This is a genomic window from Bradyrhizobium sp. JR3.5 (genome assembly GCF_054057015.1).
This window is the reverse complement of sequence record NZ_JBSRYV010000002.1, coordinates 746,680-772,564: the sequence shown is the minus strand read 5'-3', so window position 1 is coordinate 772,564 and position 25,885 is coordinate 746,680. Positions and strand designations below refer to the sequence as shown.

25 protein-coding genes and 6 pseudogenes are annotated in these 25,885 nt (G+C 60.9%); 14 read left to right on the top strand and 17 right to left on the bottom strand.

The features are described from left to right. Nucleotides 1-70: 70 nt before the first annotated feature. Nucleotides 71-487 carry a hypothetical protein gene (locus ACVWW1_RS20370; protein ID WP_456657220.1) on the bottom strand — a complete coding sequence of 139 codons (417 nt, stop codon included), beginning with the start codon at nt 485-487 and terminating at the stop codon, nt 71-73. 908 nt (nt 488-1,395) lie between these two features. On the opposite strand from ACVWW1_RS20370, the gene ACVWW1_RS20365 reads away from it, so the two are divergent. Next, nucleotides 1,396-2,442, top strand: coding sequence for a glycosyltransferase family 4 protein (locus ACVWW1_RS20365; RefSeq protein ID WP_456657219.1), 1,047 nt, complete (start codon nt 1,396-1,398; stop codon nt 2,440-2,442). Nucleotides 2,443-2,695: 253 nt separating this feature from the next. Here the strand turns inward: ACVWW1_RS20365 and ACVWW1_RS20360 are convergent, their stop codons facing one another. Then, nucleotides 2,696-2,923: a hypothetical protein gene (locus ACVWW1_RS20360; RefSeq protein WP_456657218.1), complete on the bottom strand. Its 228-nt coding sequence runs from the start codon at nt 2,921-2,923 to the stop codon at nt 2,696-2,698. Between the two features lie 222 nt (nt 2,924-3,145). On the opposite strand from ACVWW1_RS20360, the gene ACVWW1_RS20355 reads away from it, so the two are divergent. The 3 genes and pseudogenes from ACVWW1_RS20355 to ACVWW1_RS20345 form a co-directional block, all read left to right on the top strand. Next, on the top strand, nt 3,146-4,261 hold the full coding sequence (locus ACVWW1_RS20355; protein ID WP_456657217.1) for a DUF1236 domain-containing protein: 1,116 nt from the start codon (nt 3,146-3,148) through the stop codon (nt 4,259-4,261). Nucleotides 4,262-4,283: 22 nt separating this feature from the next. After that, nucleotides 4,284-4,595 (top strand): hypothetical protein, encoded by a 312-nt coding sequence (locus tag ACVWW1_RS20350; RefSeq protein ID WP_456657216.1) that lies wholly within the window; start codon nt 4,284-4,286, stop codon nt 4,593-4,595. Nucleotides 4,596-4,635: 40 nt separating this feature from the next. Further along, a pseudogene (locus tag ACVWW1_RS20345) lies at nt 4,636-4,719 on the top strand (NAD(P)H-dependent oxidoreductase); the annotation flags it as partial. On the opposite strand, the pseudogene ACVWW1_RS20340 reads toward ACVWW1_RS20345, so the two are convergent. Next, nucleotides 4,715-4,919, bottom strand: a pseudogene (locus ACVWW1_RS20340) (hypothetical protein); the annotation flags it as partial. The pseudogenes ACVWW1_RS20345 and ACVWW1_RS20340 overlap by 5 nt on opposite strands. 28 nt (nt 4,920-4,947) lie before the next feature. On the opposite strand from ACVWW1_RS20340, the pseudogene ACVWW1_RS20335 reads away from it, so the two are divergent. From ACVWW1_RS20335 to ACVWW1_RS20325, 3 genes and pseudogenes are all read left to right on the top strand, one after another. Then, nucleotides 4,948-5,160: pseudogene (locus tag ACVWW1_RS20335) on the top strand (Ku protein); the annotation flags it as partial. After that, entirely contained in the window at nt 5,144-5,611 is a 468-nt protein-coding gene (locus ACVWW1_RS20330; RefSeq protein WP_456657215.1) for an NUDIX domain-containing protein, read from the top strand. The pseudogene ACVWW1_RS20335 and the gene ACVWW1_RS20330, both read left to right, overlap by 17 nt. Beyond that, nucleotides 5,608-6,072 carry a metallophosphoesterase family protein gene (locus ACVWW1_RS20325; protein WP_456657214.1) on the top strand — a complete coding sequence of 155 codons (465 nt, stop codon included), beginning with the start codon at nt 5,608-5,610 and terminating at the stop codon, nt 6,070-6,072. The genes ACVWW1_RS20330 and ACVWW1_RS20325 overlap by 4 nt, the downstream gene beginning before the upstream one ends. A gap of 83 nt (nt 6,073-6,155) precedes the next feature. Here ACVWW1_RS20325 and ligD (ACVWW1_RS20320) read toward each other — a convergent pair whose 3' ends face one another. Further along, nucleotides 6,156-7,103, bottom strand: a complete 948-nt coding sequence (gene ligD / locus ACVWW1_RS20320) for a non-homologous end-joining DNA ligase (RefSeq protein WP_456657213.1) — start codon at nt 7,101-7,103, stop codon at nt 6,156-6,158. Nucleotides 7,104-7,241: 138 nt separating this feature from the next. Between ligD (ACVWW1_RS20320) and ACVWW1_RS20315 the strand changes: the two genes are divergently transcribed. Continuing rightward, nucleotides 7,242-7,856, top strand: a complete 615-nt coding sequence (locus ACVWW1_RS20315; protein ID WP_456657212.1) for a cell envelope biogenesis protein TolA — start codon at nt 7,242-7,244, stop codon at nt 7,854-7,856. 200 nt (nt 7,857-8,056) lie between these two features. On the opposite strand, the pseudogene ligD (ACVWW1_RS20310) reads toward ACVWW1_RS20315, so the two are convergent. Next, a pseudogene (gene ligD, locus ACVWW1_RS20310) lies at nt 8,057-8,982 on the bottom strand (non-homologous end-joining DNA ligase). Nucleotides 8,983-9,091: 109 nt separating this feature from the next. On the opposite strand from ligD (ACVWW1_RS20310), the gene ACVWW1_RS20305 reads away from it, so the two are divergent. Beyond that, the gene (locus ACVWW1_RS20305; protein ID WP_456657211.1) at nt 9,092-9,277 is read left to right on the top strand and encodes a DUF3606 domain-containing protein; all 186 of its coding nucleotides are present in this window, start codon (nt 9,092-9,094) and stop codon (nt 9,275-9,277) included. 33 nt (nt 9,278-9,310) lie between these two features. Here ACVWW1_RS20305 and ACVWW1_RS20300 read toward each other — a convergent pair whose 3' ends face one another. Next, nucleotides 9,311-9,577: a hypothetical protein gene (locus tag ACVWW1_RS20300; RefSeq protein WP_456657210.1), complete on the bottom strand. Its 267-nt coding sequence runs from the start codon at nt 9,575-9,577 to the stop codon at nt 9,311-9,313. Here ACVWW1_RS20300 and ACVWW1_RS20295 point away from each other — a divergent pair. Together ACVWW1_RS20295 and ACVWW1_RS20290 are read left to right on the top strand one after the other, a co-directional pair. Beyond that, nucleotides 9,564-9,812, top strand: coding sequence for a hypothetical protein (locus tag ACVWW1_RS20295; RefSeq protein ID WP_456657209.1), 249 nt, complete (start codon nt 9,564-9,566; stop codon nt 9,810-9,812). The two genes, ACVWW1_RS20300 and ACVWW1_RS20295, sit on opposite strands and share 14 nt — an antisense overlap. Nucleotides 9,813-9,875: 63 nt before the next feature. Continuing rightward, on the top strand, nt 9,876-10,013 hold the full coding sequence (locus ACVWW1_RS20290; protein ID WP_456657208.1) for a hypothetical protein: 138 nt from the start codon (nt 9,876-9,878) through the stop codon (nt 10,011-10,013). 878 nt (nt 10,014-10,891) lie between these two features. On the opposite strand, the gene ACVWW1_RS20285 is transcribed toward ACVWW1_RS20290, so the two are convergent. The 4 genes and pseudogenes from ACVWW1_RS20285 to ACVWW1_RS20270 form a co-directional block, all read right to left on the bottom strand. Beyond that, nucleotides 10,892-11,140, bottom strand: a complete 249-nt coding sequence (locus ACVWW1_RS20285) for a hypothetical protein (RefSeq protein WP_456657207.1) — start codon at nt 11,138-11,140, stop codon at nt 10,892-10,894. Nucleotides 11,141-11,645: 505 nt separating this feature from the next. Then, nucleotides 11,646-12,017: a response regulator gene (locus ACVWW1_RS20280; protein ID WP_456657206.1), complete on the bottom strand. Its 372-nt coding sequence runs from the start codon at nt 12,015-12,017 to the stop codon at nt 11,646-11,648. 1,372 nt (nt 12,018-13,389) lie between these two features. Next, nucleotides 13,390-13,727: pseudogene (locus ACVWW1_RS20275) on the bottom strand (hypothetical protein); the annotation flags it as partial. Between the two features lie 281 nt (nt 13,728-14,008). Next, complete coding sequence (locus tag ACVWW1_RS20270; protein WP_456657205.1) at nt 14,009-15,379, bottom strand: histidine kinase; 1,371 nt, start codon at nt 15,377-15,379, stop codon at nt 14,009-14,011. 71 nt (nt 15,380-15,450) lie between these two features. Here ACVWW1_RS20270 and ACVWW1_RS20265 point away from each other — a divergent pair, with 71 nt between their 5' ends. Further along, nucleotides 15,451-16,095: a response regulator transcription factor gene (locus tag ACVWW1_RS20265; RefSeq protein WP_456657204.1), complete on the top strand. Its 645-nt coding sequence runs from the start codon at nt 15,451-15,453 to the stop codon at nt 16,093-16,095. Between the two features lie 128 nt (nt 16,096-16,223). On the opposite strand, the gene ACVWW1_RS20260 is transcribed toward ACVWW1_RS20265, so the two are convergent. After that, complete coding sequence (locus tag ACVWW1_RS20260; RefSeq protein WP_456657203.1) at nt 16,224-16,625, bottom strand: hypothetical protein; 402 nt, start codon at nt 16,623-16,625, stop codon at nt 16,224-16,226. A gap of 720 nt (nt 16,626-17,345) precedes the next feature. Continuing rightward, nucleotides 17,346-17,708, bottom strand: a complete 363-nt coding sequence (locus tag ACVWW1_RS20255; protein WP_456657202.1) for a hypothetical protein — start codon at nt 17,706-17,708, stop codon at nt 17,346-17,348. Nucleotides 17,709-18,375: 667 nt separating this feature from the next. Here ACVWW1_RS20255 and ACVWW1_RS20250 point away from each other — a divergent pair. Further along, nucleotides 18,376-18,558: pseudogene (locus ACVWW1_RS20250) on the top strand (hypothetical protein); the annotation flags it as partial. A 118-nt stretch (nt 18,559-18,676) separates the two neighbouring features. On the opposite strand, the gene ACVWW1_RS20245 reads toward ACVWW1_RS20250, so the two are convergent. The 5 genes from ACVWW1_RS20245 to ACVWW1_RS20225 all read right to left on the bottom strand — a co-directional run bounded on the left by ACVWW1_RS20245 (nt 18,677) and on the right by ACVWW1_RS20225 (nt 24,531). Continuing rightward, complete coding sequence (locus ACVWW1_RS20245) at nt 18,677-20,569, bottom strand: ATP-binding protein (RefSeq protein WP_456657201.1); 1,893 nt, start codon at nt 20,567-20,569, stop codon at nt 18,677-18,679. A 140-nt stretch (nt 20,570-20,709) separates the two neighbouring features. Next, nucleotides 20,710-22,203 (bottom strand): ATPase domain-containing protein, encoded by a 1,494-nt coding sequence (locus ACVWW1_RS20240; protein ID WP_456657200.1) that lies wholly within the window; start codon nt 22,201-22,203, stop codon nt 20,710-20,712. Nucleotides 22,204-22,970: 767 nt separating this feature from the next. Next, nucleotides 22,971-23,468, bottom strand: a complete 498-nt coding sequence (locus ACVWW1_RS20235; protein WP_456657199.1) for an Hsp20/alpha crystallin family protein — start codon at nt 23,466-23,468, stop codon at nt 22,971-22,973. A 79-nt stretch (nt 23,469-23,547) separates the two neighbouring features. After that, a complete protein-coding gene (locus tag ACVWW1_RS20230) occupies nt 23,548-23,997 on the bottom strand; it encodes an Hsp20 family protein (protein ID WP_456657198.1) in 450 nt (149 codons plus the stop codon). A gap of 297 nt (nt 23,998-24,294) precedes the next feature. After that, complete coding sequence (locus tag ACVWW1_RS20225) at nt 24,295-24,531, bottom strand: hypothetical protein (RefSeq protein ID WP_456657197.1); 237 nt, start codon at nt 24,529-24,531, stop codon at nt 24,295-24,297. Nucleotides 24,532-24,943: 412 nt separating this feature from the next. Between ACVWW1_RS20225 and rpoH the strand changes: the two genes are divergently transcribed. Continuing rightward, complete coding sequence (rpoH, locus tag ACVWW1_RS20220; protein WP_456657196.1) at nt 24,944-25,801, top strand: RNA polymerase sigma factor RpoH; 858 nt, start codon at nt 24,944-24,946, stop codon at nt 25,799-25,801. Nucleotides 25,802-25,885: the final 84 nt, after the last annotated feature.

Here is a 25,885-nt window from a genome sequence, read left to right as displayed (position 1 = left end):
GGACGATTGCGCTTCGGACGAGCGAGAGCCGCGCCGTACCGGCGCGGCTTGAGGTCGCGTTGGGAGCGCATCACCAGTGATGATGATGGAACCGGTGCCGCACGATCGGATATGCGCCGCCGTAATAAGCATAGGCTGGTCGAACGACCCGGCGGTACCGATAGCCATAGGAGACGGGCGCCGTGTAGTACGTGGTCGTGGCATAGCCGCCGCCCCAACGATAAGGCGAATCGTATCCATAGTCGTACGCGTATGGTCCGCCGTAATAGCCGGCGCCGTAGTACCCGGGGCCCCCATAGTAGCCGTAGCCAGGTCCCCAGCCGTAGGCCGACGAGGCCAGTCCGCCGATCACCGCGCCGGCGATCAAGCCGCCCGCGATGCCGGGGCCCCAGCCGCCGCGCCAGTGAGCTTCGGCGGGCGATGTCGTCGCGATCGAGCCGACGCCAAGGGCGCCGACCATGGCCGCCACCATTGCAATCTTCTTCATCAACTTCTCCTTCCAAGCTATCTGCCCGACTCACAACGGGAAAAAGAGGTGATGGTTGCTGGATTGACGCTCGGCCCATTGCGAGGCGTGCCGACCACGCGGCGATAGCGAAGGCGGGCCGTGAACTTCCAGGTCACGGTTTTGAAGACCCAGTGAGCCGCCCGGATGGATTCGCCGCTATGACGAACCTCAAGCGCGATATGGCAATCCTAGCGACGATCGGACGGGACTGCGCCGAGCGGGGCGCCTGCCGGCGCGGGTGCCGTATCACGACATCTTATCGCGTTGCAGAACAATCTCCTCGGAGCAGAACGACTGCTTGATCGTTCCGCCTGGGCTTCCTGCCTCTACGTGACTGCGTCGGACCCCGCACCCCCCAGCGCTGGTCAAGCGGCTGAACGGCGGCTGACGCATCAAGGCGCCGAGCAACTCGGGGACAAAGGCTTCCTGACCTCCGCGTCTCGACTCTCCGGCTAACTTCCCATGGGCTCTTCGGGAAAACCCGGAAACTTTCCGGAGCACATCGAGTTGGCAGCGACTGGATCCGGCCGCGGAGCACGAGGATGGTCGACGAAATCGTGGCGAGAAGGGCCACAGAGATGGCCTGGACGCTGTACCGCGCGAAGCGCCCCCGAAGCCGATTTGCACGGCGGGCGGCGATGTCTACTGGAGCGCCAGCGCCACCTGTCGGGAATAGGGCAAGAGCGACAGAGCGATTCCGAAGAGACCGGCCAGCTTTGGGATTGCCGACCTGCGGCGGCTTCCGGACGAATGTTGAGGGACTGAAGATGCTCGTCGCGCGGGCCGCTCGCGGAAGCACAAGGCCCGCCTGGACGCTGCTCGCCATCGCGCCGATCTTTTCCGCCGCCTTTGTCTTGGTCCTACAGTTTGTTTTCGGGACCTAACCGATGCGGATCGCCCAGCTCGCGCCACTTGCCGAAAGCGTCCCTCCGAAGCTTTATGGCGGCACGGAGCGCGTGATTGCCTGGTTGGTGGACGAGCTGGTTGGGCTTGGACACGACGTCACCCTGTTCGCGAGCCGGGATTCGAAGACGAAAGCAACGCTCCAGGCAGTGTGGCCGCGCGCGTTGCGCCTGGGGCGGAAGGGCGTCGATCCGAACGCCGCCTGCGCGGTGATGATCGAGACCATCGCCGACCGCGCCCGCGACTTCGACGTGATTCACTCTCATGTCGACTGGCTGCCCCTGCCTGTACTAAGCCGGGCCGGGGTGCCCTTTCTGACGACCATGCACGGCCGGCTCGACATTCCTGGCCTATCCGACGTGATCGGAGCTTTTCCGGAAGCTCCCTTCGTTTCCATCTCCGCCAACCAGCGCCGGCCGCTTCCGGATGCGAACTGGATCGCGACAATTCCGCACGGACTGCCAACGGATCTGCTTCGGCCCTCCTACGAACCGGGTTCTTACCTGGCTTTTCTCGGTCGGCTCACGGCGGAGAAGGGACCGGAAGACGCCATACGCATCGCACGCGCCGTCGGGATGCCGCTGCGGATCGCGGCCAAGATACCACGCGCGGAGACGGCCTACTTCAAGAAGAAGCTCGAACCCGAGATCGACGGGGAAGAGATCAAGCTCATCGGCGAGGTGGACGAAAACAGGAAGCAGCCATTCCTCGCCGGCGCGGCCGCCCTCCTGTTTCCGATCGACTGGCCGGAGCCGTTTGGACTCGTCATGATCGAGGCGATGGCGTGTGGTACGCCCGTGATCGCCTACCGCTCGGGATCGGTGCCGGAAGTCGTGGAAGACGGCGTCACAGGCTTCATCGCGGACGGCGAGAAGCAGGCGATCGAAGCCCTCGACGAGGTGGGCCGACTGGACCGAAGAAGGATTCGCGCTCGCTTCGAGGAACGTTTCGCGGCGAGCCGGATGGCAAGAGATTACGAAGCTCGATATCGCGAGCTGATCGCCCGGGGACGGCGCCTCGCGCCAACCTAAATGGGTCGTAAGGGATTCGCGGGCGCCTCAATCGCCGCCGCGACGGTCGCAAACTTCGGCCGTTGTCGCCGCGCCAGACGAAATGGGCCCGCCCGGAATTCCGGACGAGCCCATTGTGCGAGTTTTAATCACTCAGTGCATGTGAACCAGAAAATAGCCGACGCCGCCAATCAACGAGGATGGCAGGAACGGCCCATAAAATCAGGACGGGCATTTTCTCCTCCAATGTTGCCCGTTCGGAGCCGCGGAGCGGTTACTGCTCGGTACAGACCTTCGTGGTCTTCACGGCGGATTCGGCTTCCGTCTTGGTCTTGTAGACACCGTCGCCTACGACCGTCGTGGTGGTCGTTGTCGGCTTGCTGTCGACGATGGTGCACTTCTTGGTGGTCGCGTCGCGAACGATGTAGAACTCGGCGGCACTCGCGGCCTGGGTGCCGAGGGCGAAAGCGGCAAGGGCGCTGCACACGATCAACTTCTTCATGATGTCCTCCTCATAGGATTTTCGTAAGTGGTCATTGCCAACGAGGAGACTTGCCCGAAGTTCCGGTTGTTCCCGACACGGTCGATGCGTCCAATTTCGCTTACACAGCGATCCGTCGCCGGTCGGAAGCAAGGCTGGGGCCTCTGCGTTGCCGAAATGTCCCGGAAAGGAACTTCGCAACACATCAGAGGTTGATCGGCGTCCACATCCAGGAGGTTTCAGATGAACAAGCGTTTATTCTTGGCCACGACCGCCGCAGTCGCGATCGCTACTTCCGCTTTCGCGCAGTCTTCTCCCAGCACGTCCAGCTCGAACCCGTCTACGACGCAACGTCAGCAGGACTCCACGTCGACGCCGTCCGCTTCGACGTCGGCACCCTCATCCAACTCTTCCTCGGGATCCGCGCAGACCAATCCTCCGACGAATTCGGCACAAACGCAGTCTCCGTCTTCGGCCGGTCAGGCCGCCGCAGGCCAATCGACCAATTCCGGTGCTGGCACCAACACCACGCAGGCGCCGGCTTCGGGCACTTCGACTAATCAGGCGCAGACCAATCCGCCCTCGAACCAGAGCGCCGCGCCTTCGAACCAGGCGCAGACCAATTCGCCTTCCAACACGAACCCCCAGACGCAGAGCGCCAATCCGCCCCCCTCGGGCACCAGCCAAGCGCAGTCGCCGACGGGCAGCGGTTCGACCAACACGGCCCAGCAGCCGAACAATCAGCAGAACACGGCCGACCGTTCGTCGAACACCAACGCGAATGCGTCGGTGAACATCAATGACCAGCAGCGGACTCGCATCAGCGCGTCCATTTCGCACCTGAACGTGCAGCCGCTGAACAACGTGAACTTCTCGCTATCGGTGGGCACGGTCGTGCCACGCGACGTCCGCTTGCAGCCGCTGCCGGCCGAAGTGGTGGAGCTCGTGCCGCAATATCGCGGCTATAACTTCGTTCTGGTGAAAGACGAGATCGTCATCGTGGAGCCGTCGAGCTACAAGATCGTCGCGACCCTGCCGTACACCGGCCGCTCCACGGCCGCCGCGCCGGCGCGCACCGAGCAGCGTAACGCGACGTTCAGCGATCGCGATCGTGAAGTCATTCGCAAGCACGCCAAGGCGCATCCTGCCGAGCGGGAGAAGCGCGTGACGACCGGCAGCTCGGTCCGGACCGAAATCCGCACCGGCGAGCGAGTGCCGGAGGGCGTGGAGATTGAGGCCTTCCCCGAGGAGGTTTATCGCGAGGCTCCGACGCTCCGAGAATACCGGTACATCAACCGCGACAGCCGCACCTACATCGTCGAGCCCGGTGACCGTCGCATTATCGAAGAGATCCACTGATCTCGCATTAAGGAGGAACACCATGAAGACAATCGCATTTGGCGCCATTGCGGCGGCGCTGCTGGGATCGGCAGCGGTCGCCGCACCGCTCAATCCGACCGCCGTTGGCTCCGCGGGGGTCTCCGGCATCGACCAGGTCCGCCTGGTCTGCAACGAATACGGACGTTGCTACCGCACTCGCGGTCCCCGCTACGTTCAGCGCTATTACGGCGATGACGACGGCTATGTGGTCCGCCGCAGCTACGGCTATTATGGCGGGCCGGGCTACTACGATCGCGGTTACTACGGCGGCGGTCCGACCATCGGTTTTAGCTTCGGCACCCGGAGCTGGTAACAAGGAAAGGGCCGCTCTCCGAGCGGCCCTTTCGACGGCGGTTCTCGACGAGTTCCTTGCCGCCGACATCGTGGTGATCGGCGCGCCGATGTACAATTTCACCATTCCCTCCCAGCTGAAGGCCTCGCCGTCGCTCCACATCCGCTCGTTCCAGCTTTCGCAAAGCAGCCTGCCAGCCTGCTAAATCATTGCTTCGCCCTTGGCCCGCGTCTCCGCCGATTGGGCGGCCAGGATGTTGGCCATCGTGCGTGCCTTGCCGATCTCTTTCGCCAGAGCCTTGCGGTCGCCGCCCGACAGGGGCATGGGGTGATACTTCGGGGCCATCCAGACATCCAGGCGCAAAGAGATCGGATCGGTATCCGAAAAGGTCTCGTTCAACCAGCTCAATCGAAAGACCGGCCACCGCATCAAATACGCCAAGGTTGATGTCGATACCGGTGAGGAGGTCGACAACGAGGACATCGTCAAGGGGTACAAGGTCGACACGGACACCTTCATCGAGGTGACGAAGGAGGAGCACGCTGAAGAACACTTCCAGGAGATCGCTGTTGAGCGCGGGCGTTCTCGCCTACCGCAAGGGCGCTCGTGGGCGCGAGGTTCTGCTCGTTCATCCCGGCGGTCCGTTCTGGCGCAAGAAGGATAGTGGCGCCTGGTCCATTCCGAAGGGCGAAATCGATGCAGCGGATGCTCCGGAGCAGGCCGCGCGGCGCGAGTTTGCCGAAGAACTCGGCCCGAGCCCTTCGATTGGTCCACTCCGGAAGCTGGGGGAGGTCCGACAGCGCGGAGGCAAGCGCGTCATCGCATTCGCAGGCGAGGGCCATTTTGCCCCGGCGGCGCTGACCAGCAATACCTTCGATATCGAATGGCCGCCGCGAAGCGGCCAACGCCAAATCTTTCCCGAAGTCGACCGCGCGGAATGGTTCGATATCGAGTTTGCGCGGGCCACAATGCTGTCCGCTCAGGTAGAGCTTCTCGATCGTCTTTTGGCGAACGCGGTTGAGAGCGCGGGGAAATGATGTTCAGGATTGGAATCATTTCGGACACGCACGGCCTGTTGAGGCCCGAGGCGGAACGAGGCCTGGCGGGTGTCGACCACATCGTTCACGCCGGCGACATCGGGCGCCCCGAGATCGTCGACGCGCTTCGCCGGATCGCGCCCGTCACGGCCATCCGCGGAAACGTGGACAACGACGCGTGGGCCCGCCAATACCCCGACACGAAGCTCGTGCGCCTGGCGGGAAAGTCGATCTACGTTCTGCACGACCTGAAGACGCTGCAGGCCGGTCTTGGCGCCGGCATCGACATCATCGTCTCCGGGCATTCCCACGTGCCGAAGATCGACACAGTCGGTGGCGTTCTCTACCTGAATCCCGGCAGCGCGGGACCGCGGCGCTTCAAGCTACCGATCACGCTAGCGACGCTCCAAATCACCCCTAAGGGCATGCGACCAGAAATCCACGACCTTCGAGGGGACTGAGCGCGTCAGCGTGCAGGGAATTAACAGCAGACGAGGCGAATGCGCAAATTCGTTCCGCTCGCGGTTGCGCCCGAAGGGAAGCGTTATTTGCGCGGTCGTTCTCGCTCGCGCACGACATCCTTCGCCCGCTTGTCGGACCGGAGCCCGAGGTAGACGGGCTGGCGCAGCTCGCCCTTGCTCGTCCACTCCGCGAATTTGACCTCGGCCACCAACGAAGGCCTTACCCAGGTCGTGGCGGCCTCGTCCTTCACTTTGGCAGGGAAGGGTGATTTCGGGGTCGTTAGCTTCACGAGTTTGGCATGGAGGTCTCCCAGGACCTTGTGACTGAAGCCAGTGCCGACGTGTCCGATATAGCGCCATGTGTCGTCTTCCCGCACAGCGAGGACCAGGGCGCCGAAGAACGGTCTGGTGCGCTTCGGCGCCGTGAAACCCGCGATCACCACTTCCTGCCGCTTTGCTGTCTTAATCTTCAGCCAATCCGCCGTCCGGCTTCCGGACGCATACGCGCTGCCGGCGCGCTTCGCGATGACGCCTTCCAGGCCCTTCCGCTCGGCCTCGGCGAAGAATTTCGTGCCGTTCGCTTTGCGGTGACGGCTGAAGGCGATCAGGCGGTTGCTCGGCAGGATCGCTTTCAGCCGCTCCTTGCGCTCGAGAAGAGGCTGTTTGCGCAAGTCAACTGCGTTCTGAAACATGAGATCGAAGGCGCAATACAGGAGCTTCGCTTCATGACGCAGCGCGTTTTGAAGTAGCTGGAAATGTGAGACGCCGTCCTTGCCGATCGTGACGAGCTCGCCGTCGATCACGGCGTCGCCCTTCACGCCCTCCAGCGCTTTGGCGACCTCGATATAGCTGCGGCTGATGATCTTGCCGTTGCGGCTGTAGAGTGCAACCTTGCCCCGCCGGATTTCCGCGATCATCCGGAAGCCGTCGTACTTGTCCTCGAAAACCCAGTCGGCATCGCTGAACGGCGCGTCGGTGAGCGTCGCGAGCATCGGCTGCAAGCGCTTGGGCAGGGTCGATGTCCGGCTCATTCGAAGCCAATCCTTGAATGCGCGTTGCGAAATGCATGGACGTCCTTCAAGCTTTAGGGAACGCTTCCAGCCCGCGTCGTGTTCCGTAGGCGCTGCCGTGGCGCGAGCACGATCGATCGCGGAGGGCGCATCAGACCGATGGCCAGAAAACTGAAGACCTATCAGACCTCGCTGGGCTTCTACGATCAGGCAATCGCCGCGCCATCTATGAAGGCGGCTCTGGAAGCCTGGGGCGCCGACAGCAATCTGTTTCATCAGGGCGCGGCGAAGGAGAGCGACGATCCGGACGTCATCGCCGCGGCCATGGCAAAGCCCGGCGTCGTTCTCAGGCGCCCGGTTGGAACCGACCGACCTTTCAGCGAACATGCCGAGCTGCCTACCGATCTTGGCCGCGGCGGACCAAAGAAAGCCGCCCGCAAGTCGAAAGGCTCAAAGGCGAAGAAGGGTTCCTCTCCCCCCGTCGACAAGGCTGCGGAGCGGAAGGCCGCTCTCGCCTACGAACGGGAGCAGAGGCGCCGCGAGCGAGAACAGGCGAAGGAAGAGGCCGCCAGGCAGAAAAAGCGTGAACGACGTCAGCAGGCGGTCGACAAGGCGCAGGCTGCGTTGGCCAAGGCCGAGCAGGAGCACGCGAAGCGGGCGGCCGCCATCAGGGCCGAGGTCGAGGCACTTGAGAAGAAATCGCAAACCGAAGACGCTCGCTGGGATAAGGAGAAGGTGCGGCTGAAAGCTGCGCTGCGGCGCGCGCGGGGCTAGTTTCTATGGCGGGCCGACGCGGGAAGTCCCTTCAACCCTTTCGGGAATCTAGGACGCGTCCCACGGCCTCGTTCACGGTGGCGCGGTCCCGTCGGTCCTCCGGAGCGAGCTCCATGACGGCCCGATATAACTCGGCCGGTATGGTCAGATGACTCTCCAGGGCTTGTTGGCCCACTGCCAGAAGCGATCGAATGCATCCATCACAAATCCTCCCGCAGGCCTCGGTAGAATGGGTGCCGGACCTTTCCCTCGGCCGACTTCGCGCGATACTCGATCTCCGCGAGCAGCTTTGGTTCGACCCAGATGCCCTTATGTGCGATCCGCTTCGTGTACGGCTGCGTCTTCCGGATCAGCGGCTTCAGTCTCTTTTGGAGATCAGCGGCGGATGTCTTATCAAAGCCGTGGTCGACCTTCCCCGCATAGACGAGATCGTCGCCCTTGCGGCGGCCGACATAGATGCCGTCCCACTTTCCCTCGTCGAGGGCGAAGCCGGCGATCGTCAGCGTCTCGCGCTGGACACAGGTTTTCTTCACCCAATCGCTCGTGCGGCCCTTCGGATAGGGACCGTCTCGCACCTTCGAGACGACGCCTTCCAAACCAAGTTTGCAGGCGTGCGCGAACATCTCCTGACCTCCGATCTCGAAACTTTCACTGAACTGGACGTCGGTGCCATCGACGATCTTCCTCAGCTCGGCCTTCCTCAGGAATAGAGGCAGCTTCCGCAGATCGCGGCCATTCAGATAGAGCAGTGTGTGATCGAACGCCACCAGCACGATCTTGGTCGACCTGCCCTTAAGCTCGTTCTGCAGCACCGAGAAGTCGGTGGTGCCGTCGGTGGCGGGGACGACGATCTCGCCGTCGATGACGGCGGAGCTCGCTTTGATGCGCCAGGCATCGTGGGCGACTTTCTTGAAGCGGTGCGTCCAGTCGTGGCCACGCCGGGTAAAGATCCTGCCGCCTCGTTGGCCAGATGGACCTGCACCCGGTAGCCGTCGAACTTGATTTCGTGAAGCCATCGCCTGCCGGACGGCACCCTTCCGATCGAGGTCGCCAGGGCCGGTTCGATGAAGCCGGGGAAGGGCGCCTTGACGCCGATGGCCGCCGGGTTTTTACGCTGAAACGCCACTCAAGAACTCCACGCAACAGCTGATTCAAACTGACACAGTTCGAATCGTTCCGGAACCCGTGAATCCGTTGCTGCGTTGGTCTGTCATCAATACGACAAGGAGGAGCTGATGGCGGCAGCGAAGAAGAAGACGGCGCGCGGGCGCAAGCAGGACCGGGCCCGTGTGGCCGGCGGGCAAAAGTATGAAGTGGGGTACGAGTCCAAGAAGACGGGCCGGTCAGCGTTAGCGGTCAAGAAGGCTGTCAAGAAGGTCGGCAACAGCCGGAAGCGGGTTGAGAAGCGTCTCGAGCGCTAGGTCTTTGCTCGCGCCGATTGTCCGGCGCGTTGCCTAGACCTCGGGCCGGCATTCGGGGCAGGTATCGCCGATCGAGTCCAGGACTTCGAACACCGCGCCGGCGGCCGCCTCGGGCGAAAGACCCGGTGGCGGATCCTGGCGGGCGATTTCGAGCCCCCGCTGACGGGCGTGTGGATCTGCGCGGTCCTGCATCCAGCCGTGGTACTCACACTCGCAGATCGCGCCTGCCTCCTGCAGCACGGTTATTGCCCACCCCCGCACCGTGCGGATCGCCGTCCGCCCCTCCTTGCTCATCAGCATCAAGATCGCTCCTCCGAGCGGACGAATCCTTGCAACCCTCGATTCGTTCCGGCTGCTAACACAGGGCGGGGATTCGAAATCGTCGGGGCAGATGTTTTTCCACGTGTTCCGTCGCCTTGTGCAAAACCAGCCGCGCAGCAATCTTGTCTACCTTGTCCGCGTCGCGCGTGACGAGTGGCTGCGCGGCACAGAGTTTCACTATCTCGAGCGGCCAGAGAGAACCTGCCGGCAATGAACCCACTCGAGAACTGTCCGAAATCCAACCTGCGAGATTTGCGGTAGCTATAAAGTCATTGGAATGCGCCGAACCTCTGTCGCATTGATTCTCGCCATTCTGTCGAACGTGGCGTTAGCCGACGATTTTGTCGGACAAACCAGCGTGATCGACGGCGACACATTGGAAATGCGCGGAGTGCGCATTCGGCTTTTGCCTTGACGCCTTCATTGCCCGCCATCCCGTCAATTGTGTTCCAGTTAGCCTCGACTCGTATGGCCGTACGGTCGCGACCGAGGGTCGGTGGTGCGGATCTCGGCGAATGGCTTGTACGCAATGGCCTTGCGCTGGATTGGCCTCAATACTCTAAGAGTAGGTATCACGAAGCTCAGCGCGAGGCCGAACGCACCGGCCAGGGACTCTGGAAGGGCAGCTTCGTCGAGCCGTGGCTCTATCGTGCATGCATCCGCGCAAGTGGAAAGCCGTCCGCCTGTTCGGACGATGCAAATGCCCATCCTTGATACGATCCCGCAGGGCCCAATCCACAACGTGCGCTGGCCAATCACCGCGCTTGGACAGGTGGCTCGGCGCTATTTGGGCGACTCACGCTACCCATCATTCCCAATCACCTCACTGCACAATGGGAATGAAATGGTTGCAGCCACCCGTGAATTGCCGGCCTCTGGCTGCGCGCTTGAAGGGGACGGCCGGCTCAAAGCCGAGTGTACAACCAGAGACGGCGCCAGGGCAGGTGGCGAACTGAAGAAGCGTTTTCCCATGCTTCAGATTAGGATCTACGACGCGCAGACGCATGCGGGGGTGGCCGTGCCAATGCCAGGGCGATCAAGATGGCAGGACAAAGTACGATGCGTATAGCTCGCAACGAGACGCGTCCGGCTACGAATGGGCTGGCTCGGCTGTGCCCGCCGTCTGATCTTGCGCCCGGAACACCGCGGTCGCCGCAACAGACGTAGTACATCAGGAGGCGGGAGAGGATGTTGCACCGCATCGTACCTTCGTAAAAGACGGCCCCAGCGAGGAGGACATGCTGAGGCCGGGTTGAAGTGGAGCAATTCCGATGAAGTATTCCTAATCGTGGCTCACTTCCTTATGTCTTTGGACATCGCACCTTGCTTGGGCGTCGTGCCGGTGCTCTTGCCTGTCGTGCCTTCCCGCTCTTTCGGGTCATTCTGCGTTGCACCTGGATTTGCCGCGCTGGGACTGCTGGACGCGCCCTGACCCGAGGTCGCGGCCGGCGAGTCACCACCACCACCGCCGCCTTGTGCGGATGCCGCAGCAATTGAACCGAATACGAACGCGGTAGCCAAGGCAATTTTTGCGATTTTCATTGGTCCGTTTTCCTTCCTGCTTCTAAGAGCAGACTGAAAAACAAGGCTTGCCTGGGATCGTTCCTAAACGGCAACGGCGCCATAGTCGTCGGTCCGCTGCGCGCCTGCCTTTCGCCCGGGCAGTTCTTTTGCAAATGCCGGCTGCCTACCTGGTGCCCTGATGCATCAATGCCGAGAACCCAAATCGTCGCTGAAACGAGCGCCATGGCGAAGGGACCGGTAACGATCATGTCGCATGATTACCTACTTTTCTTCGTCTCGGCTTCGCTGCTCATCATATTGATAGCGTCGCTCGTCGACCTACTATCCCAAGATCTTTCGTGAGCGTTGCCGGCCCTCGAAGATTTCCGCATCTGCCTTCTAGACGCGCTGCGGATGGCGCTAAATGTCTCGATGGACGCGCGAGATGGTCGAGGTGCGTCTCTCGATAGCGATTCACCTGCTACTGTTCTGACAAGCGCGCTCAATCATTCGATCGGCAGATGTAGCGCCTAATGGGCATCGGCTAGGGTAACGTCCCTTTCATAAGTTCGTTGATCGTTCGGCCCAGCGCTTCAATGGTGAAAGGTTTCTGGATAGCAGGAGCATCGGCAAAGTCGGGTGGCATGCCGTTCGCGCCGTAACCGGTTGATAAGATGAAGGGGAGCTTGCGTGCCTTGATGACCTCCGCCACCGGTAAACTTGATCTGCCGGCGAGGTTTATATCCAGGATCGCAAGGTTGAACTGACTACTGCTTGCCAGATCAAGCGCTTGTTCCAAGTGAGCGGCTTCGGCCGCGACGGTATGACCGAGCTCCTCTAGCATTTCCACGACCAGCATCCTGATCATCGTCTCGTCTTCGACGACGAAGATAGAATAGGTCGGTGGTGCCGTCACCGGAGTGCCTGGTTTATAGCGTGCAAGAATCTGGCCTTGTTAGCGGCCCCAGCAACCCTTGGAGGCCCAGGGGGCGATTGCTGGGGCCACTTGGCCAGTCCCGCGTCATCAGGATTGGTCAACGTAACCGTGATTTGATTTCAGCGGAGGGACAAGCCCGAAAAGTGACCAACCGCGAATGCGCGGGAAAAGGTTGCAATTTTGCTTCATTGGATTCACGTAGGTTATTTTTCGTCGCCGGGCTCCCGAACGGAGCATCTCGACCGCGGTATTGTGCTCGCCTGAGTGTAGGACGTTGATGTCGGAGTAGCCGTCAACGCCGCGCACGATCCTCTCGCCGTCAATCTCAACCTGTTTCTGACGGTTCTTGAAGCCCGGCCTCAACGATCCACAGGAGGCGTTTCGTTCAGTCGTGGGGGCCCTAGTGATCAGCCAGACGCGCTCGAGGCAGAGGCGGTAGCGGTCGTGCTTGATATCGTGGAACTATTCGGGACTCGCGGGCACGGCTTGCCCAACCGTGAGGCAGGCAAATTTGAGCTTTGGTATGCCCGAAAGATAATATTCAGGGATGCAAGCGCGACTCGCTTAGACGAATTTCGCATTGTCTTGGGCGGCAGGTTTTGCGGAAAATTCCCAACGTGGGGGCGCTCGCTACACGTCCCCGGAACTTCAGCACCAGCGTTGCCGCTGGCCGTCAGCGCTGGTGTTTTTTATGTGAACAGGTCTTTCCCGGCCTGCTTCTTTCGCACGAACGTCCCGCTCTCGTGGTATTCGAGCCAGCCTGAGCCCATTGCATGCTGTAGGCTGGCCAATATTCAGCCGGCGTCGCCTCATCCTATCATCGGTCGGATGACCTCGTTTCCGCGCATCAGTCGGGAAGCTCTCGCATTCTCAGACTGGTCTGATCGTCTCCTTGAGCTTGCGGATTATCAACAATTTCGGCGCGCAGCTTTGCCAACTCGGGCAGCCTCGTGCGCCGCGCCGTGTGCCGTTTCATCGTTAAGCTCAATGACGATCTCAATTGATCGTCGTTTACCGGGTCACGCTGAACGTGACACCTCGGTGTTTATGCAGGAAGGGGATGCGGCCGATTCAGCAATCGAGGTCAGGCGCCAATACCGGAAGGTACGGCAATCGTCCTATTCCTGGAACAGGCTTACGCAGACCCGACTGGCAATCGCGAGCTACATGCTCGCGGCGATATCGATCCCGTACCGCGCGAGAGCGATAGACAGCACCAGGCCGAAGAGGCTGAACAGAGCTACGACGGCAAGACCCGAAATGGGCCGTCGAGCAGCTTGAAGAGCAGTAACGGGCTTCGAAAGCGCAACCATTTGCAATTCTCCCCAAATCAATGGGGAAAGGCTAGTCGTCAAACATTACCTGCGGATTTCGTCAATCGGTTTAATTTTGTTTCATGGAAGCAATAAAGCGACGACCCGACCCTAGCGCGCGGGTTCATGGTCGGGATCTTGGTGGTCCTCAATGCCACGAGATGGCTCCGCTTGAACGGATAGCCATGCAGCCGAGTGCACTGCTTGCATCGCATGTACCGCGCTAGCGCGCGGATTGGCGTCGACTTCGGCTGTCGCACGATATCCAGTGCGACCGTCTGATGGGTGTCGCAGCTGAGACACCTCACCTCGAGCTAGGGTAGCTGGCGTTGAGCGCGTCACCGCGGCCCGGGATGGCCGGGCCGCTAGGTCCTATGCCCGGCTGCTGGAAGTGGAATAGGCGGCCTCGAGGCTCCCCACGCCCGTGCGAGGGGAGGTGGATCAACGGTCGATCTGCGCTGGCGGACTATTGGCGGCCGAAGCTGTCCACGCTGACGTCGGACGCGTTTAGGCTCGAAGAGATCGCGCCGCGGCAGACCGGGTGACGCTGAACTATCTGAGCTTCGAGGGCAGGCGGGTTAGGATCGAATTTATGTTCGATGCAAAGGGCAAGATTGAGCACATGTGCTGCGCCCCGTCGTCGCGGTGATGTCTTCGTCACGGCCCAACAGGGCGGTCGAGCGGAAGCCAGCAGCGCACGACGGTCTGGCCGTGCTCGCGGAGCAGCTGCAGTGTTCCGTCGAGCGCGCGCACGCGGTCATGCATGCCAGTCAGGCCTCTGCCGAACGTCAGGTCTTGCGGCAGGCCAATGCCATCGTCGTATATCTCGATCTGGATCTGTTCGCTGTTGACCGTCGCCACGACGCCCATCGTGGTCGCTTGCGCATGCCGAAGCACATTGATCGAGCCCTCCTGGATCACGCGGTAGATGGTCTGCGAGATCGGGCCGTCGAGCTCATTGAGAAGATTATCGATCCGGGATGTGACGCGAAGTCCGGGAGCCTGGGATTGGGTATTGCGCAGCAGCGCCTGGATGCTCGCGGCTAACCCGAGTTCCGCAACGTAGACCGGGCTCAGGCCCTCCAGCACGCGCCGGTTCGCCTGTTGCAGGGCCTCAGCCGCGCTGAGGATGCCGTGCGCCGGCGAGCCGGGCTCGGGAGGGCCTTCCGCCTCAGGGTCTGACAGCGCCGTCGCGTTGGCGCGGATCGCGAACAGAAGCGGCCCCATCTCGTCGTGAAGTTCCCTGGCCAGCTCGCGGCGCTCGTCGTCCTGCACGGCGACGAGTTTGCGCAGCAGGTCTCGATTGTCGCGGCTGAGGCGCTTCAGCGTCGCAGCGAGCTCGTTGGCCTCTGCACAGCTCTGGCGGATCTCGGGTGGGCCGCCCAATGGAATCGTGGCATCATAGTCGCCGTTTCGCATCCGGGTCAGTCCGGCGCCGAGCTGCGCCAGCGGCCGCAGCGCAGTGCCTGTTGTGAAATAAGCGCTGAGCCCGGCAAGCAGCATCAGCGCCGCACTGGACGCGACGATGGCCAGAAAGCCTATCCATTTTTCCAGGATCTCGGCCGAGAGGTCCGGCCTGAAGACGATGTCGCCGACATGCGCCGTTCCGACTCTGATTGGATGGGTCGAGCCAAGCTGCGGAATCTGTAGCAGGGCGGTGAACCAAGCGGGAACGTTGCCGCGATGGGTGTCCGTGGCGGTGCGGGGCGGCCTCGATCCCGCCGGCACGAACTCGATGCCGGCAAGCGTGCCCAGTCCGTCCGCGAACGCGTCGAGCGTCTGTTGCGGATTGCTCGCGGCTGCGAGCGCAGCATTTAGCGCATTGGCCACGAACTGGGCAGCGCGCGCGCCCTGGGCATTCTCATCTTCGAACTGCTCGGGTGAGAAAGTCTGTAAGGCAACGCCGCCGAGCAGCAGCGCGGCGACGACCATTGCCCCCAGTGGCAGCAACAGCCGTGCGCGCAGGGAGAGCCGGTTCCAGAGTTGACTTGAGAATTTTGTCGAGGGACTTTCTGTGGCTCTTGGCACTTCGGGCTCCATTCGACGAATCTTCTCTTTTAATTCCGGCGCGAAGTTCTATTTTGGCAGCGGAGGCAGTCGTGCACGATACGGCCAAATCAGCCACAAGGGTATTAATCGTCGACGACCACCCGGTGGTGGTGTCGGGCTGCAGATCCCTGTTCGCAGCCGACAAGACGGTCAGGATCGACGAGGCTGCCGACGCCAAGGCCGGCCATCGTGCCTTCATGCATAAGCGTCCGGACGTGACCGTCATCGATATCAAGCTTCCCGACGTCTCCGGGTTTGAGTTGCTGCGCAGGATCCGCAAGGACGATCCGGACGCTCGCATCATCATGTTCAGCATGAATGACGATCCCGCATTCGTGGTGCGGGCCGTAGAGATGGGCGCGCAAGGCTATCTCTCCAAGAGCGACGACCCGCGCCTGTTCGTCAAGGCGGTGCGCAAGGTCGCCGCAGGCGAGCGGTTCATTTCGCCGCACCTCGCTGAGGCGGTCGCCTTCGCTGGAGCCGCGATTAAGGCCAATCCTGCCTCGCAAATGTCGGCGCGGGAGCTGGAGATCCTGCGGCTGCTCGGCCGCGGCGACAAGATCGTCAACGTCGCAGCGGCGCTCGGTATCTCCTACAAGACGGTCGCCAACACCACGTCCCTGCTCAAGCAGAAGCTCGGCGCGAAGAACCACTCCGACCTGGTGCGGATCGCCGTCGAAATGGAACTCGCCTGACGCTTGCAGGAATTGAACGTACAATCATGCGGCCAGTTCTTCTTTGTCGGAAGATGCCGCGTTCGTCGGGCAATGGACGCGACGAACGCAGTGCTCTGGCGATCCGCATCCGGGAAATCGCGCTGAGTTCACCAGCTGGGGAACGGCCAGCGTTGCCGGTCCGGCGCGCGGTAGCTCGCGTAGCGCTGGCCGCGTTGTGCAAATCGCCGGCTTCTCTCGCGCTGCGTGTGCCGGGTGGATCTGGCGTGCCGGGTGGCTTGCTCTGGCGCCTTCGACGGAATTGACCGAGGCGTGTCGGCTTGCACGACAGCTGCAGGTTTCGCCTCGGGCGCCGGAGCCGCGGCGATAATAGGAGCCGGGGGGGCCGGTGAGATGGTGACGAGCGGGGTGCTCGTATCCATCCGTATCGGCTCCGGCCATTTGTGCTGGGAGCGAATGCGGATCGTTGCGCGATCGATGTCGTCATGGGCGACGGCGATCGGCGTTGCCGGAAAATACCAATCCGCGAGAAACAGCAGGCCAAGCAGCATCGAGCTGGTAAACAGAACGTATCGAAGCAGAGGCATCAATCTTCACCAAATTCCGCGTATCGGCGTCGGCGCCCGACAACGGGAAAAAGCGGCAACCGTTCCTGACGTCTCGCTAGGGAAATCCGCGGCCCTCTTCGTGTTGCCGAGCGCGAACCACTGAGCTGGTCCGCTTGTCGCCGTGCAAATAGCCGCGACCTGCTCGGCTAGCGGGAGGCGCGGACCTGTTGCACGGCCGGCAGCGCGAGGTTCTTTGCAGCCCTCGATTCCGCGAACAGACTGGACGTCACGATCAACGCAAGTGAGAACACTGCCACCATCGACATGCATGCGAGCTGATCGCTAACGCCCATCTCAGCCACTCCGCGTTTGCTTCGAACGGTGAACGTGGGACAAATCAGTTCGTTCCTAAGATCGGGAAAAATCGGCAATGTTCGCGCGTGCCTATGGCGGTGCGAGGCGCTGCCTAAAGCACGATGGCTACGGTGTGCAGCCGCATCTCAACATGGGAAGGCGGCAGCCTACACGCATAACGGGTTGGACTGGACAAGGAATTTCTCGCTCGTCGCAGGCGCGTTCGAGGCTCCAGGTCAGGCGATTATCGACGGCGAGGTGGCCGCGGGCCACAAAGGGCGCGCCCGAACTAGCATTAGCTTGGACGTCGCGTTGACGCGGCTTTCTTGCGCGGGAGATCTCCGGGCAGACCTGGGCTCGAGGACTGCTTTAGCGGGGGGAGCTTCGCGCTCTCCATGAGGATGATGCGATTGGTTTTCGATCACTGCGATGGCCGATCGAAGTTTTGAGGATCCGCCATGCGCGCGTTCGGGCGAAAACGAACGCTTCCCAGAGCTTGGCGAACCAGGGAATCGTCAGCAGCTTCGGCTTTACGATGACGAAGAGCCGCTCGATCACCAGAAGACTGAACGCGTAGCAAGCGATGATCATCGCCGTACCGGTGATCCAGTGGCCCTTGCCAGCGACGGCCACGGCGGCGACCTTCAGCGGCTCGACCGTGGCGGCCGGCACCCCCAAAAGGAGCAACGATGGATAGGGTCCAAGACTTTCTATAATCCGTCTCAGGCTCATGCGAGAGTCCTCCATGGAAGGTTAACCGCAGCAACAAGTTTACGTTCCGGAGAAGGAACATCGGGTCTTTCCGGGGGCAGAGAGCGGCTGAACCCCGGCCGCCATGGCCCGACGGCTTGGCGCGAAATGAGCGCAGTGCTTCATTCGCGAATTTGCATAGCCAAGTTGTCGCGCGGCTACCCCCCATGGGCACGCCAGCCGTGGCGAAGTAAGATGCGCGAGCCGCAGGAAGCGATAGTTCACTGCTGGAACGATTGTAGTCAGGCCACTCGCCTCATTGAGTGGCCGCTGTACCCGCAGTTTACTATCATTCCTCAAAAAGATCCGATCGCCAAAGGCAATGTTAGCTGTCCAGGGCCGGAAGCAATTCCTTCCTCCGCCAGCACGACGTGCCGGTTGCTTCCCTTACTTGGCGGCATGCCAATTGATCTGATCTTCACCGACGTGATGATGCCTGGCGCGATGCGCAGTCCCGAGTTGGCGCGGAAGGCCAAGGATCGCTTACCTAGCGTCGCCGTCCTCTTCACGTCCGGCTACACACAGAACGCCATTGTACACGGCGGACGGCTCGATCCCGGGGGTAGAGCTCCTGCCGAAGCCCTACACGCGCGAGGCACTCGCACGAAAGATCAGGCATGTTTTGGCCAATCATGCCCAAAAGCGCATCATGCCTCAAGGGTCGCATCAGTCGAAGAACAATGAGGTTCTCAAGGGCGCGATGGTATTGCTTGTCGAAGACGACCATTTCATCCGCTCCATGACAACAGAGATGCTGGAGGATCTTGGATGCAATGTGAGATGGGCCAGCACGGCCCAGGAGGCATACAAGATCCTTAATGAGCGTCTCGTAGACATCCTTCTAACGGATGTTGGCCTGCCGGGGATTTCTGGCCTGCAACTCGCGAGGGTCGAACGTCAGCTTGGCGTCCCGACTTGTGCAGTCCGGGCGCCGCAGCAGTGGCGACTGATCACCGCGATCCCAACACCAGCCGGAGCTTTTCGGCAAGTTCGTCCCTGCGGTAGGGTTTCGTCAATAGCGGCATATCCTTGTCGAGCACTTCGGCATCTCCGGCTTCGCCGGCATATCCCGACGTCAACAAGACCTTGAGCTCCGGTCGCATAGTCCTCGCTTGGTTCGCCAACTGAGCTCCATTTATGCCTCCCGGCATCACCACGTCCGAAAACATGATGTCGATGCGCTCGGGCCCACGCAGATGCGCGAGTGCCTCACGCGCGTCGTGCGCCACGATCACTCTGTAATGCAGTTCTTCGAGGCTCTCGACGGCCATCGCAAGCACTTGTTCGTCGTCTTCGACCAGCAGCACCGTTTCGCCGGTTGCTGCCGGCCTCAGGGGCAACTGGCCTGTCGAGGAGGCATGGTCATGAGAAATGCGCTCGTTGGATCGTGGCAGAAGAAGCCTTACGGTTGTGCCGCGCCCTTTCTCGGTGTCGATCGCGACGAAGCCGCCGGCGCTGCGAATGAACCCGTAGACCTGCGCAAGTCCGAGGCCCGAACCTTTGCCGACTTCCTTGGTCGTGAAAAACGGCTCGAAAACGCGGTCGAGCGTGTCCTGGTCCATTCCCGTGCCCTGGTCGGTGACGCTGACCTGCACATATGCACCAGGATCGACGCCTTTTCCCGCCACCGCCTCAGACCCGCAGTGAACGTTCCTGCTGGTGATCGAGATGACGCCCCCTTGCGGCATCGCGTCTCGTGCATTGACGACGAGATTAAGCACCGCGGACTCCAATTGCGCGGCGTCCACGTGGATCGGATGGACGCCGGGGTCCAGGTGGAATTCAAGCGTGATCGAGTCCCCGACCGCGCGGTCGGCCAACCCCTTGAAATCGAGCAGAAGTCGGTTCGGGTTCAATGTTTCGGGCCGCAGCATTTGCCGACGGGAATAGGCCAGCAACTGCTGCGTCAATTGTTCGCCGCGACGGGCCGCGCTCAGGGCTGCTTGAGCCAGATGGGCCACGCGTTGGGGTTGGTCCGGACGACGGATGATCATGTCGAGCCCGCCGACGATAACCGTCAGGAGATTGTTGAAGTCGTGAGCAACACCTCCGGTGAGCTGACCGATGGCCTCCATCCGCTGGGCCTGATGCAGCGCGGCCTCCGTTTGCTTTCGCTCGGTGATGTCCATCAGGATCCCGGCCATCCGAACCGGCCGATCGTCGGCGCCATAGACGACGCGACCCTTAGCGGCGATCCACCGGATCTTGCCGTCTCGACGATCGATGCGCCATTCGGCGTCCAAGATGCCGCCCTGCATGGCCTTCGCCAGTGCCGTCTCGACCGTCTGCCGATCTTCATCGACAACGTGAGCGATGAAATCGCGCGTGCTCCACGACGGCAGCGGCGTTTCGTATCCGAAGATCCGATCGTGTCTGGCACTTCTCCGCGCCGACCCCTGAACCAGATCGAAATCCCACGATCCCATGCCGGCGGAGTCCAGAGCGAACGCCAAGGTTTCCCGAGCCTCGTTCAACTCGCGGGCGCGCTGCTCGACCCGCTCTTCGAGCGTCTCGTTGAGGGCTCTCAATTCGATCGCCGAGCGCTCTTGCTCCTCGAGAAGCGTTTCAACCTGGTATTGCCGCCTCCGTCCACGCAATGCGGATTGAGCGGCGCTGGCCAGCGTCTCCGCGTTGATCGGCCGCTCGAGCAGCACGACGTTCCCGAGCCGCTGCAGCAGATTGGACGAGTTCTTCGAACGATGGCCGGCCTGTTTGGTGGCGAGGGCGACAATCGGCAAGTCCGACCAGGGAGGTTGGCGCGTCAAGCCGTCAAGCAGCTCCGCCAGTCCAGAGCCGGCCAAGGACTCTTCGGTCAAGATGATGCCTCCGAAGGTCTCGCTCATGACTTGGGTTTGCAGAGCCGGCAAGCTGTCGCAGATCCGAGACCTCACGGCGTTTCTTTCGAGTGCCCGACGGATCACCTCCGCATCCCGACCTCGCGGAGCCAGGATCAACAGTGTTTCGCGCAAGGAATGATCCACGACTATCCCTTCGTCGCCGATGGGAGCAGAGGGGTCTCGCCTTTGTAGGAAGGCAGGCCCGACAGCACGCCTTCGAAGTCGCGCAACGCTTCGCCGACCTCGAGGCCGCCCGGGCCAAGCGTGAACTCTCGTATGGAGCGTTCATGCGAACTCGTTCGGCTTTTGACGACCGAGATGGCAGTGCGGACCTCCGCCTTGGCCTCGAAGAAGCGAAACAGCAGGATCGTATCGCTCAGATAACTCAGGTCGATATCGGACCGCATGTCGCCCACCAGGCCGTGCTGTCCGAGGATCAACATGGTGGTGACACCGGACTGATTCAGATAGTTGAGCATTTCGTGCATTTGCAGGAGCAGGAACTGCTCGCCCGGCATCGCTTGCAGATAGGCATTGAGGCTATCGATGCAAACGAAGGACGACCCGTTGTTTTCCACCGCGACTCTCGCGCGGCTGGTGAATTCCCCGGGAGAAAGCTCGGCGGGATCTATCTGCTGAATATCGAGAACACCGCGTTCGATATAACGAGCCAGATCCATTCCCAGGGCTTTGCTGCGGATCAGCAGCGTCTTGATGCCTTCGTCAAACAGGAAGTAGGTCGCCCTTTCCCCGCGATCCAGCGCCGCGCGGATGCAAAAGATCGCTGTGGTCGTCTTTCCTACGCCGGATGGGCCGCTCAGCAGGGTATTGGTGCCGGGCATCAGGCCTCCGCCGAGCAACCGGTCGAGCCTGTCGTTTCCGGTCGAAGCTGCTTCGGAAGAAAATTCCGTGCCATGCTCTGCCGCGACAAGCCGGGGAAATACCGAAAGACCGCCGCGGTTCAGAATGAAGTCGTGATAACCGCCGCGAAACTTAATGCCTCGCATCTTGACCACCCGCAACCTGCGCCGCTCCGCGCCAAATTCCCGGGCGGCCTGTTCGAGCGAAATCACGCCGTGGGCAATGCTGTGCAGTTGAAGATCGTTCGGATCCGACGTGCGATCGTCCAACATCAGGACGGTACAATCGCGACTTGCGAAGAATTGCTTCAAGGCCAGGATTTGGCGTCGATACCGCAGCGGGTTCTGCGCCAGGAGCCTCATTTCAGACAAGCTGTCAAACACGACCCGGGAAGGGCGAAGCTTGTCGACCCGGTTCATGACTTCACGGGTCGTTTCCCCCAACTCGACTTCTGATGGATGAAGTATGGTCTGTTCTCTGTCTGGATCGAGGTCGTCCTGGTTGACGAGTTCGAACAGGGACAACCCTTCCAGCGACCAGCCGTGGGTCGCGGCAACCGCTCTGAGCTCTTCTGCGGTTTCCGAAAGGGTGATGTAGAGCCCGGTCTCGCCGGCTCGCATGCCTTCAAGCAGAAACTGCAACGAAAGCGTCGTTTTGCCGGTACCGGGTGTGCCTTCGACTAAATAAACACGGTGCTTTGTGAGGCCGCCGCCGAGAATATCGTCGAGGCCGCTAATTCCGGTGGGTATGCGCGTGGTGTCGCGGATAAAACTTATCACGGAGGTTCCTCTCTTAACAGTAATCGCTCCAAGTGCAGCCGGTTCCCTCTGCTGGCACACCGCTCCCAGTGCTGTGGTCACTAGTGAACAATTTGGCTGCAGCGATCCGCTTGAGCGCCTAGCTGCCCCCGAATTGAAAGAGGAATGGTGAACTTCGCGGCGCCTATACAAGGCACGGTCGCAAGACGAAGGAACAGAAGTGAGGGAGTTACAGTTGGAGATGGACGGGCGTTCGGCGTTGCCGCTCGATGGCCGCTCTCAGGAACCCGAGTTGCTACGCGGAAGATATCGATGGCGCGCGGGATCAGGAGCCGGCCAAGCCGCTCGAGCACAGCGCGGCGTCTTTTTGATCATATGACGCCAGCGACCAGCGGTCGCACCGGCTTCAGTTCGTCTGACGTCCGCTTTTTGAGCTGATCAACGATGAGCCGCCGCTTGATGAAGCTACGTTCCACGTCCGTCAGTTGAGTGTTCAACGGCCTCCGGTACCGCCGTACATTTGCTTCGAGGGTCCACTGTGCATCTGCGCGAGATACCCTCAACGGCCGATGCCGCTTCTTCGAGACATGCCGTCCGGGACCGGAAATGGTGCAGTCGGGCTTGCCGAAACGAGACGGCCGCATGGCGATTGTTCCGCGCAGCGGTGGATCGCTCGTATCGTCCAGGTGCTTTAGTGCAGTTAGGAGGTCGGCGAGGCGTCCAGAGACGCGTTTGATTATAGTCTGGGAGTGGAAGTCGGCGACGGTGATCGCCGCCGGCTTCTGGCGTCAGTTGCTGTTGATTGCTATGCGCTTGACGTTCGACTTTGACTGCTCAGACCTTGGCAGCGTCACAGTGAGTACGCCATTCTTGAAGTCGGCCTTCGCCCGATCTTCCACGACGCCCTCAAGGGGAATCTGGCGCTCGAAAGCCCCGTAGTATCGCTCGCTGACGAACCTGGCCTCGTCGCTGCGTTCAGCTTTCCTCTCACCGCGAATCGAAAGCACGCCATTGGCGATTTCGACCCGGATATCCTTTTCGCTAAGGCCTGGGAGTTCGGCGCAAACCGTGACCTCCTTGTCGGTCTCACTCAGTTCGATTCGCGGCCAACTGAACGGGCCTTCCATTAGGGAAGTGTTGACGCGATCGAATAGGCCGAAGCCGCGGAAGGCGTCATCGAACAGGCGATTCATCTCGCGGTGAAGCGTAAGAAACGGATCGAACGTCTCGCGTTTGGTCGAAAGTTCTTGAGCTTTGGACCAGGGAACAAGATCCCGAATACCCATGATATCCTCCTTCACATGAACTTGGTCTGCGCACGGACGGTTACGGTCCGTGCGTGATTTGACTCAATGTGAAGCGGGCTCAGGCCGCCTTCTGCATGATTTTCCCAGCGGGAGTACCACTTCCAATGGCGATGCGCCGCGGCTTCATGGCCTCGGGGATTTCACGGACGAGTTCGACCCGTAGCAGGCCATTGTCGAACCTCGCAGCCTTTACCTGCACGTAGTCTGCAAGGTTGAGCTGCCGCTTGAACGGACGAGCCGAGATGCCTTGATAGAGATACTCATGCTGGTCTTGGTCGCGCTTGCGACCTTCAACGGTCAGCACATTCTGCTCGGCCGTAACCGCGATCTCGTCTGGGCTGAATCCAGCCAACGCCACCGAGATCTGGTAGCGGTCTTCGCCGAGCCGCTCGATATTATAGGGCGGGTAATTTTCCTCGGGCCGGTGCTGGGTTTGGTCGAGGAGATCGAAGAGGCGGTCGAAGCCGATCGTCGAACGCCAAACGGGAGCGAAGTCGTAAGTCCTCATAGCCAAGTCCTCCTAAGAGCAAGATGGGTACGAAGGAGCGCAGGACACTCGTGCAAGACACCGGTCCGGCGCCCTGTTAAGTCAGCCGGACCCAAAGCTGGCGCCCGGCACCGCCCGTAAGCGGCAAGAAACGAGTTAGAAAAAACCGGTACCTTTTTCAAGAGTACCCGCCAGAAAATTGCGGCACCTATTTGCACGAGTCTGGCACCTATTTGCACGGAGTGTAATGACTTGATCGCCAGTCATGAGCGGCATTGCGGATCGCATCCCGAACCTGCCACTCAACTTGTCAATCGACTATGCCCGACTTACCGACCAGTGTCCGGTTTCGGCGATCCCGGCCAGCCGGTTCTGAGGGACTTCTTCGAGCGAGCGATCCTTCCTGCTGGTGGCCAACGCAGAGTTATCGAACATTGCAGGCGGCTTCTCACAGCTCAGGATCTTGATGCCGAACATCGCCATCGCCTCATCCGGCTGGCCGGGATCGCCGAAACCGAATTTTTCGCATCCCGTTGCCTGAGTGTCAGCGCGCAACTCGGCAAATCAAGCTGGGATCGGAAATTAGCGCGGCGGTGACCGACGTGGCGGGCTGCGTCGGTGCTGATGTAAATAGGTCGATATCGCGGGCAACCATGGATTAGCTGTTAGACAAAATTGTTGCCTTTTCTCTTGAAACCAAAAATCGATTTGATAATTTTCTGCTTGCCGCAACAAGCGGCCCGGGCGCCCCTCGTGGGCCCGGCACAGACGGGCGCCGGAGGTGTCCGACGCCTGCTCGTACCCATCTTGCTCCTTGGAGGATTTGGCTATGAGGACCACCGAGTTCAGCCCGTTCCGGCTAATTGTCAATGTCGACCGTTCTTCTGATTTGGTCGATGCACCCCACCATGGCAGCGACCGGGGTGTCAAACATGACTAGCATTGCAAGCCTGCCAGCTCCGTCTGATTGTCCAAATACCTCGCCGAGATCCGCAAATTTCCTATGCTCGATCCGGAGGAAGAGGCCGCCTACGCAAGGCGCTGGCACGAACACCGGGATAGCGAAGCCGCATTTCATCTTGTCACCAGCCATCTCAGGTTGGTCGCAAAAATCGCGATGCGCTATCGCGGCTACGGACTCCCCATCTCCGAAATCGTGTCCGAGGGCAACATTGGGCTGATGCAGGCGGTTAGGCGTTTTGATCCGGACCGCGGAGTTCGGCTCTCGACCTATGCGATGTGGTGGATCAAGGCCACAATCCAGGAGCACATTGTTCGCTCCTGGTCGCTGGTAAAAATCGCGGCCAGCGCCAGTCAGAAAAAATTGTTCTTCAAGCTACGGCGGGCCAAAAGCGCGATTGCGGCGCTGCAGGACGGTGATTTGCGGCCAGAGCAGGTGGCATTGATCTCGGAACGTCTCAAGGTCGCCGAGCGAGATGTCGTTGAAATAAATCGCCGTCTTCGGGGCGACGTTTCCCTGAATGTCCCGGTTCATGACGACGGTGGCGCCGAACAGGTGCAGGATTGGCTTGCCGATCCTTCAGAGACTCACGAAGCCACGTTGGCCGAGCAGCAGGAGGCAACCTATCGCCATCAGCGTCTGCACAACGCCATCGTCGCCCTTAATCCACGCGAACGTCAAATTTTCATCGCCCGCCGGCTGACCGACGAACCCTTAAAACTTGAACAGCTTGCGGCCGAATACGGAATATCGCGGGAGCGCGTCCGCCAGATCGAGCAACGAGCCTTTGAGAAAGTAAAGTCCGCGATGCTGATCAATGGCCTAGCTCGGACCGTCCCTATTTCCCGGAGCGTTTTTCGATGATGACGCCAGCGCTCTTGGCGCTCGTCCTGGCGAACCAAGTATCCGCATTATGGGCGGTATCTTGGTTCGCCTGGAATTCTAACT

What these genes read in the sequence shown, in the direction of transcription:
- ACVWW1_RS20370 (WP_456657220.1), bottom strand. Translation starts at nt 487, where the DNA reads ATGAAGAAGATTGCAATGGTGGCGGCCATGGTCGGCGCCCTTGGCGTC.
- ACVWW1_RS20325 (WP_456657214.1), top strand. Translation starts at nt 5,608, where the DNA reads ATGATGTTCAGGATTGGAATCATTTCGGACACGCACGGCCTGTTGAGG.
- ACVWW1_RS20255 (WP_456657202.1), bottom strand. Translation starts at nt 17,708, where the DNA reads ATGAGCCTGAGACGGATTATAGAAAGTCTTGGACCCTATCCATCGTTG.
- ACVWW1_RS20355 (WP_456657217.1), top strand. Translation starts at nt 3,146, where the DNA reads ATGAACAAGCGTTTATTCTTGGCCACGACCGCCGCAGTCGCGATCGCT.
- ACVWW1_RS20350 (WP_456657216.1), top strand. Translation starts at nt 4,284, where the DNA reads ATGAAGACAATCGCATTTGGCGCCATTGCGGCGGCGCTGCTGGGATCG.
- ACVWW1_RS20300 (WP_456657210.1), bottom strand. Translation starts at nt 9,577, where the DNA reads ATGCTGATGAGCAAGGAGGGGCGGACGGCGATCCGCACGGTGCGGGGG.
- ACVWW1_RS20245 (WP_456657201.1), bottom strand. Translation starts at nt 20,569, where the DNA reads ATGAGCGAGACCTTCGGAGGCATCATCTTGACCGAAGAGTCCTTGGCC.
- ACVWW1_RS20315 (WP_456657212.1), top strand. Translation starts at nt 7,242, where the DNA reads ATGGCCAGAAAACTGAAGACCTATCAGACCTCGCTGGGCTTCTACGAT.
- ACVWW1_RS20235 (WP_456657199.1), bottom strand. Translation starts at nt 23,468, where the DNA reads ATGGGTATTCGGGATCTTGTTCCCTGGTCCAAAGCTCAAGAACTTTCG.
- ACVWW1_RS20290 (WP_456657208.1), top strand. Translation starts at nt 9,876, where the DNA reads ATGCGCCGAACCTCTGTCGCATTGATTCTCGCCATTCTGTCGAACGTG.
- ligD (WP_456657213.1), bottom strand. Translation starts at nt 7,103, where the DNA reads ATGAGCCGGACATCGACCCTGCCCAAGCGCTTGCAGCCGATGCTCGCG.
- ACVWW1_RS20365 (WP_456657219.1), top strand. Translation starts at nt 1,396, where the DNA reads ATGCGGATCGCCCAGCTCGCGCCACTTGCCGAAAGCGTCCCTCCGAAG.
- ACVWW1_RS20360 (WP_456657218.1), bottom strand. Translation starts at nt 2,923, where the DNA reads ATGAAGAAGTTGATCGTGTGCAGCGCCCTTGCCGCTTTCGCCCTCGGC.
- ACVWW1_RS20230 (WP_456657198.1), bottom strand. Translation starts at nt 23,997, where the DNA reads ATGAGGACTTACGACTTCGCTCCCGTTTGGCGTTCGACGATCGGCTTC.
- ACVWW1_RS20260 (WP_456657203.1), bottom strand. Translation starts at nt 16,625, where the DNA reads ATGCTGCTTGGCCTGCTGTTTCTCGCGGATTGGTATTTTCCGGCAACG.
- ACVWW1_RS20305 (WP_456657211.1), top strand. Translation starts at nt 9,092, where the DNA reads ATGGCGGCAGCGAAGAAGAAGACGGCGCGCGGGCGCAAGCAGGACCGG.
- ACVWW1_RS20285 (WP_456657207.1), bottom strand. Translation starts at nt 11,140, where the DNA reads ATGAAAATCGCAAAAATTGCCTTGGCTACCGCGTTCGTATTCGGTTCA.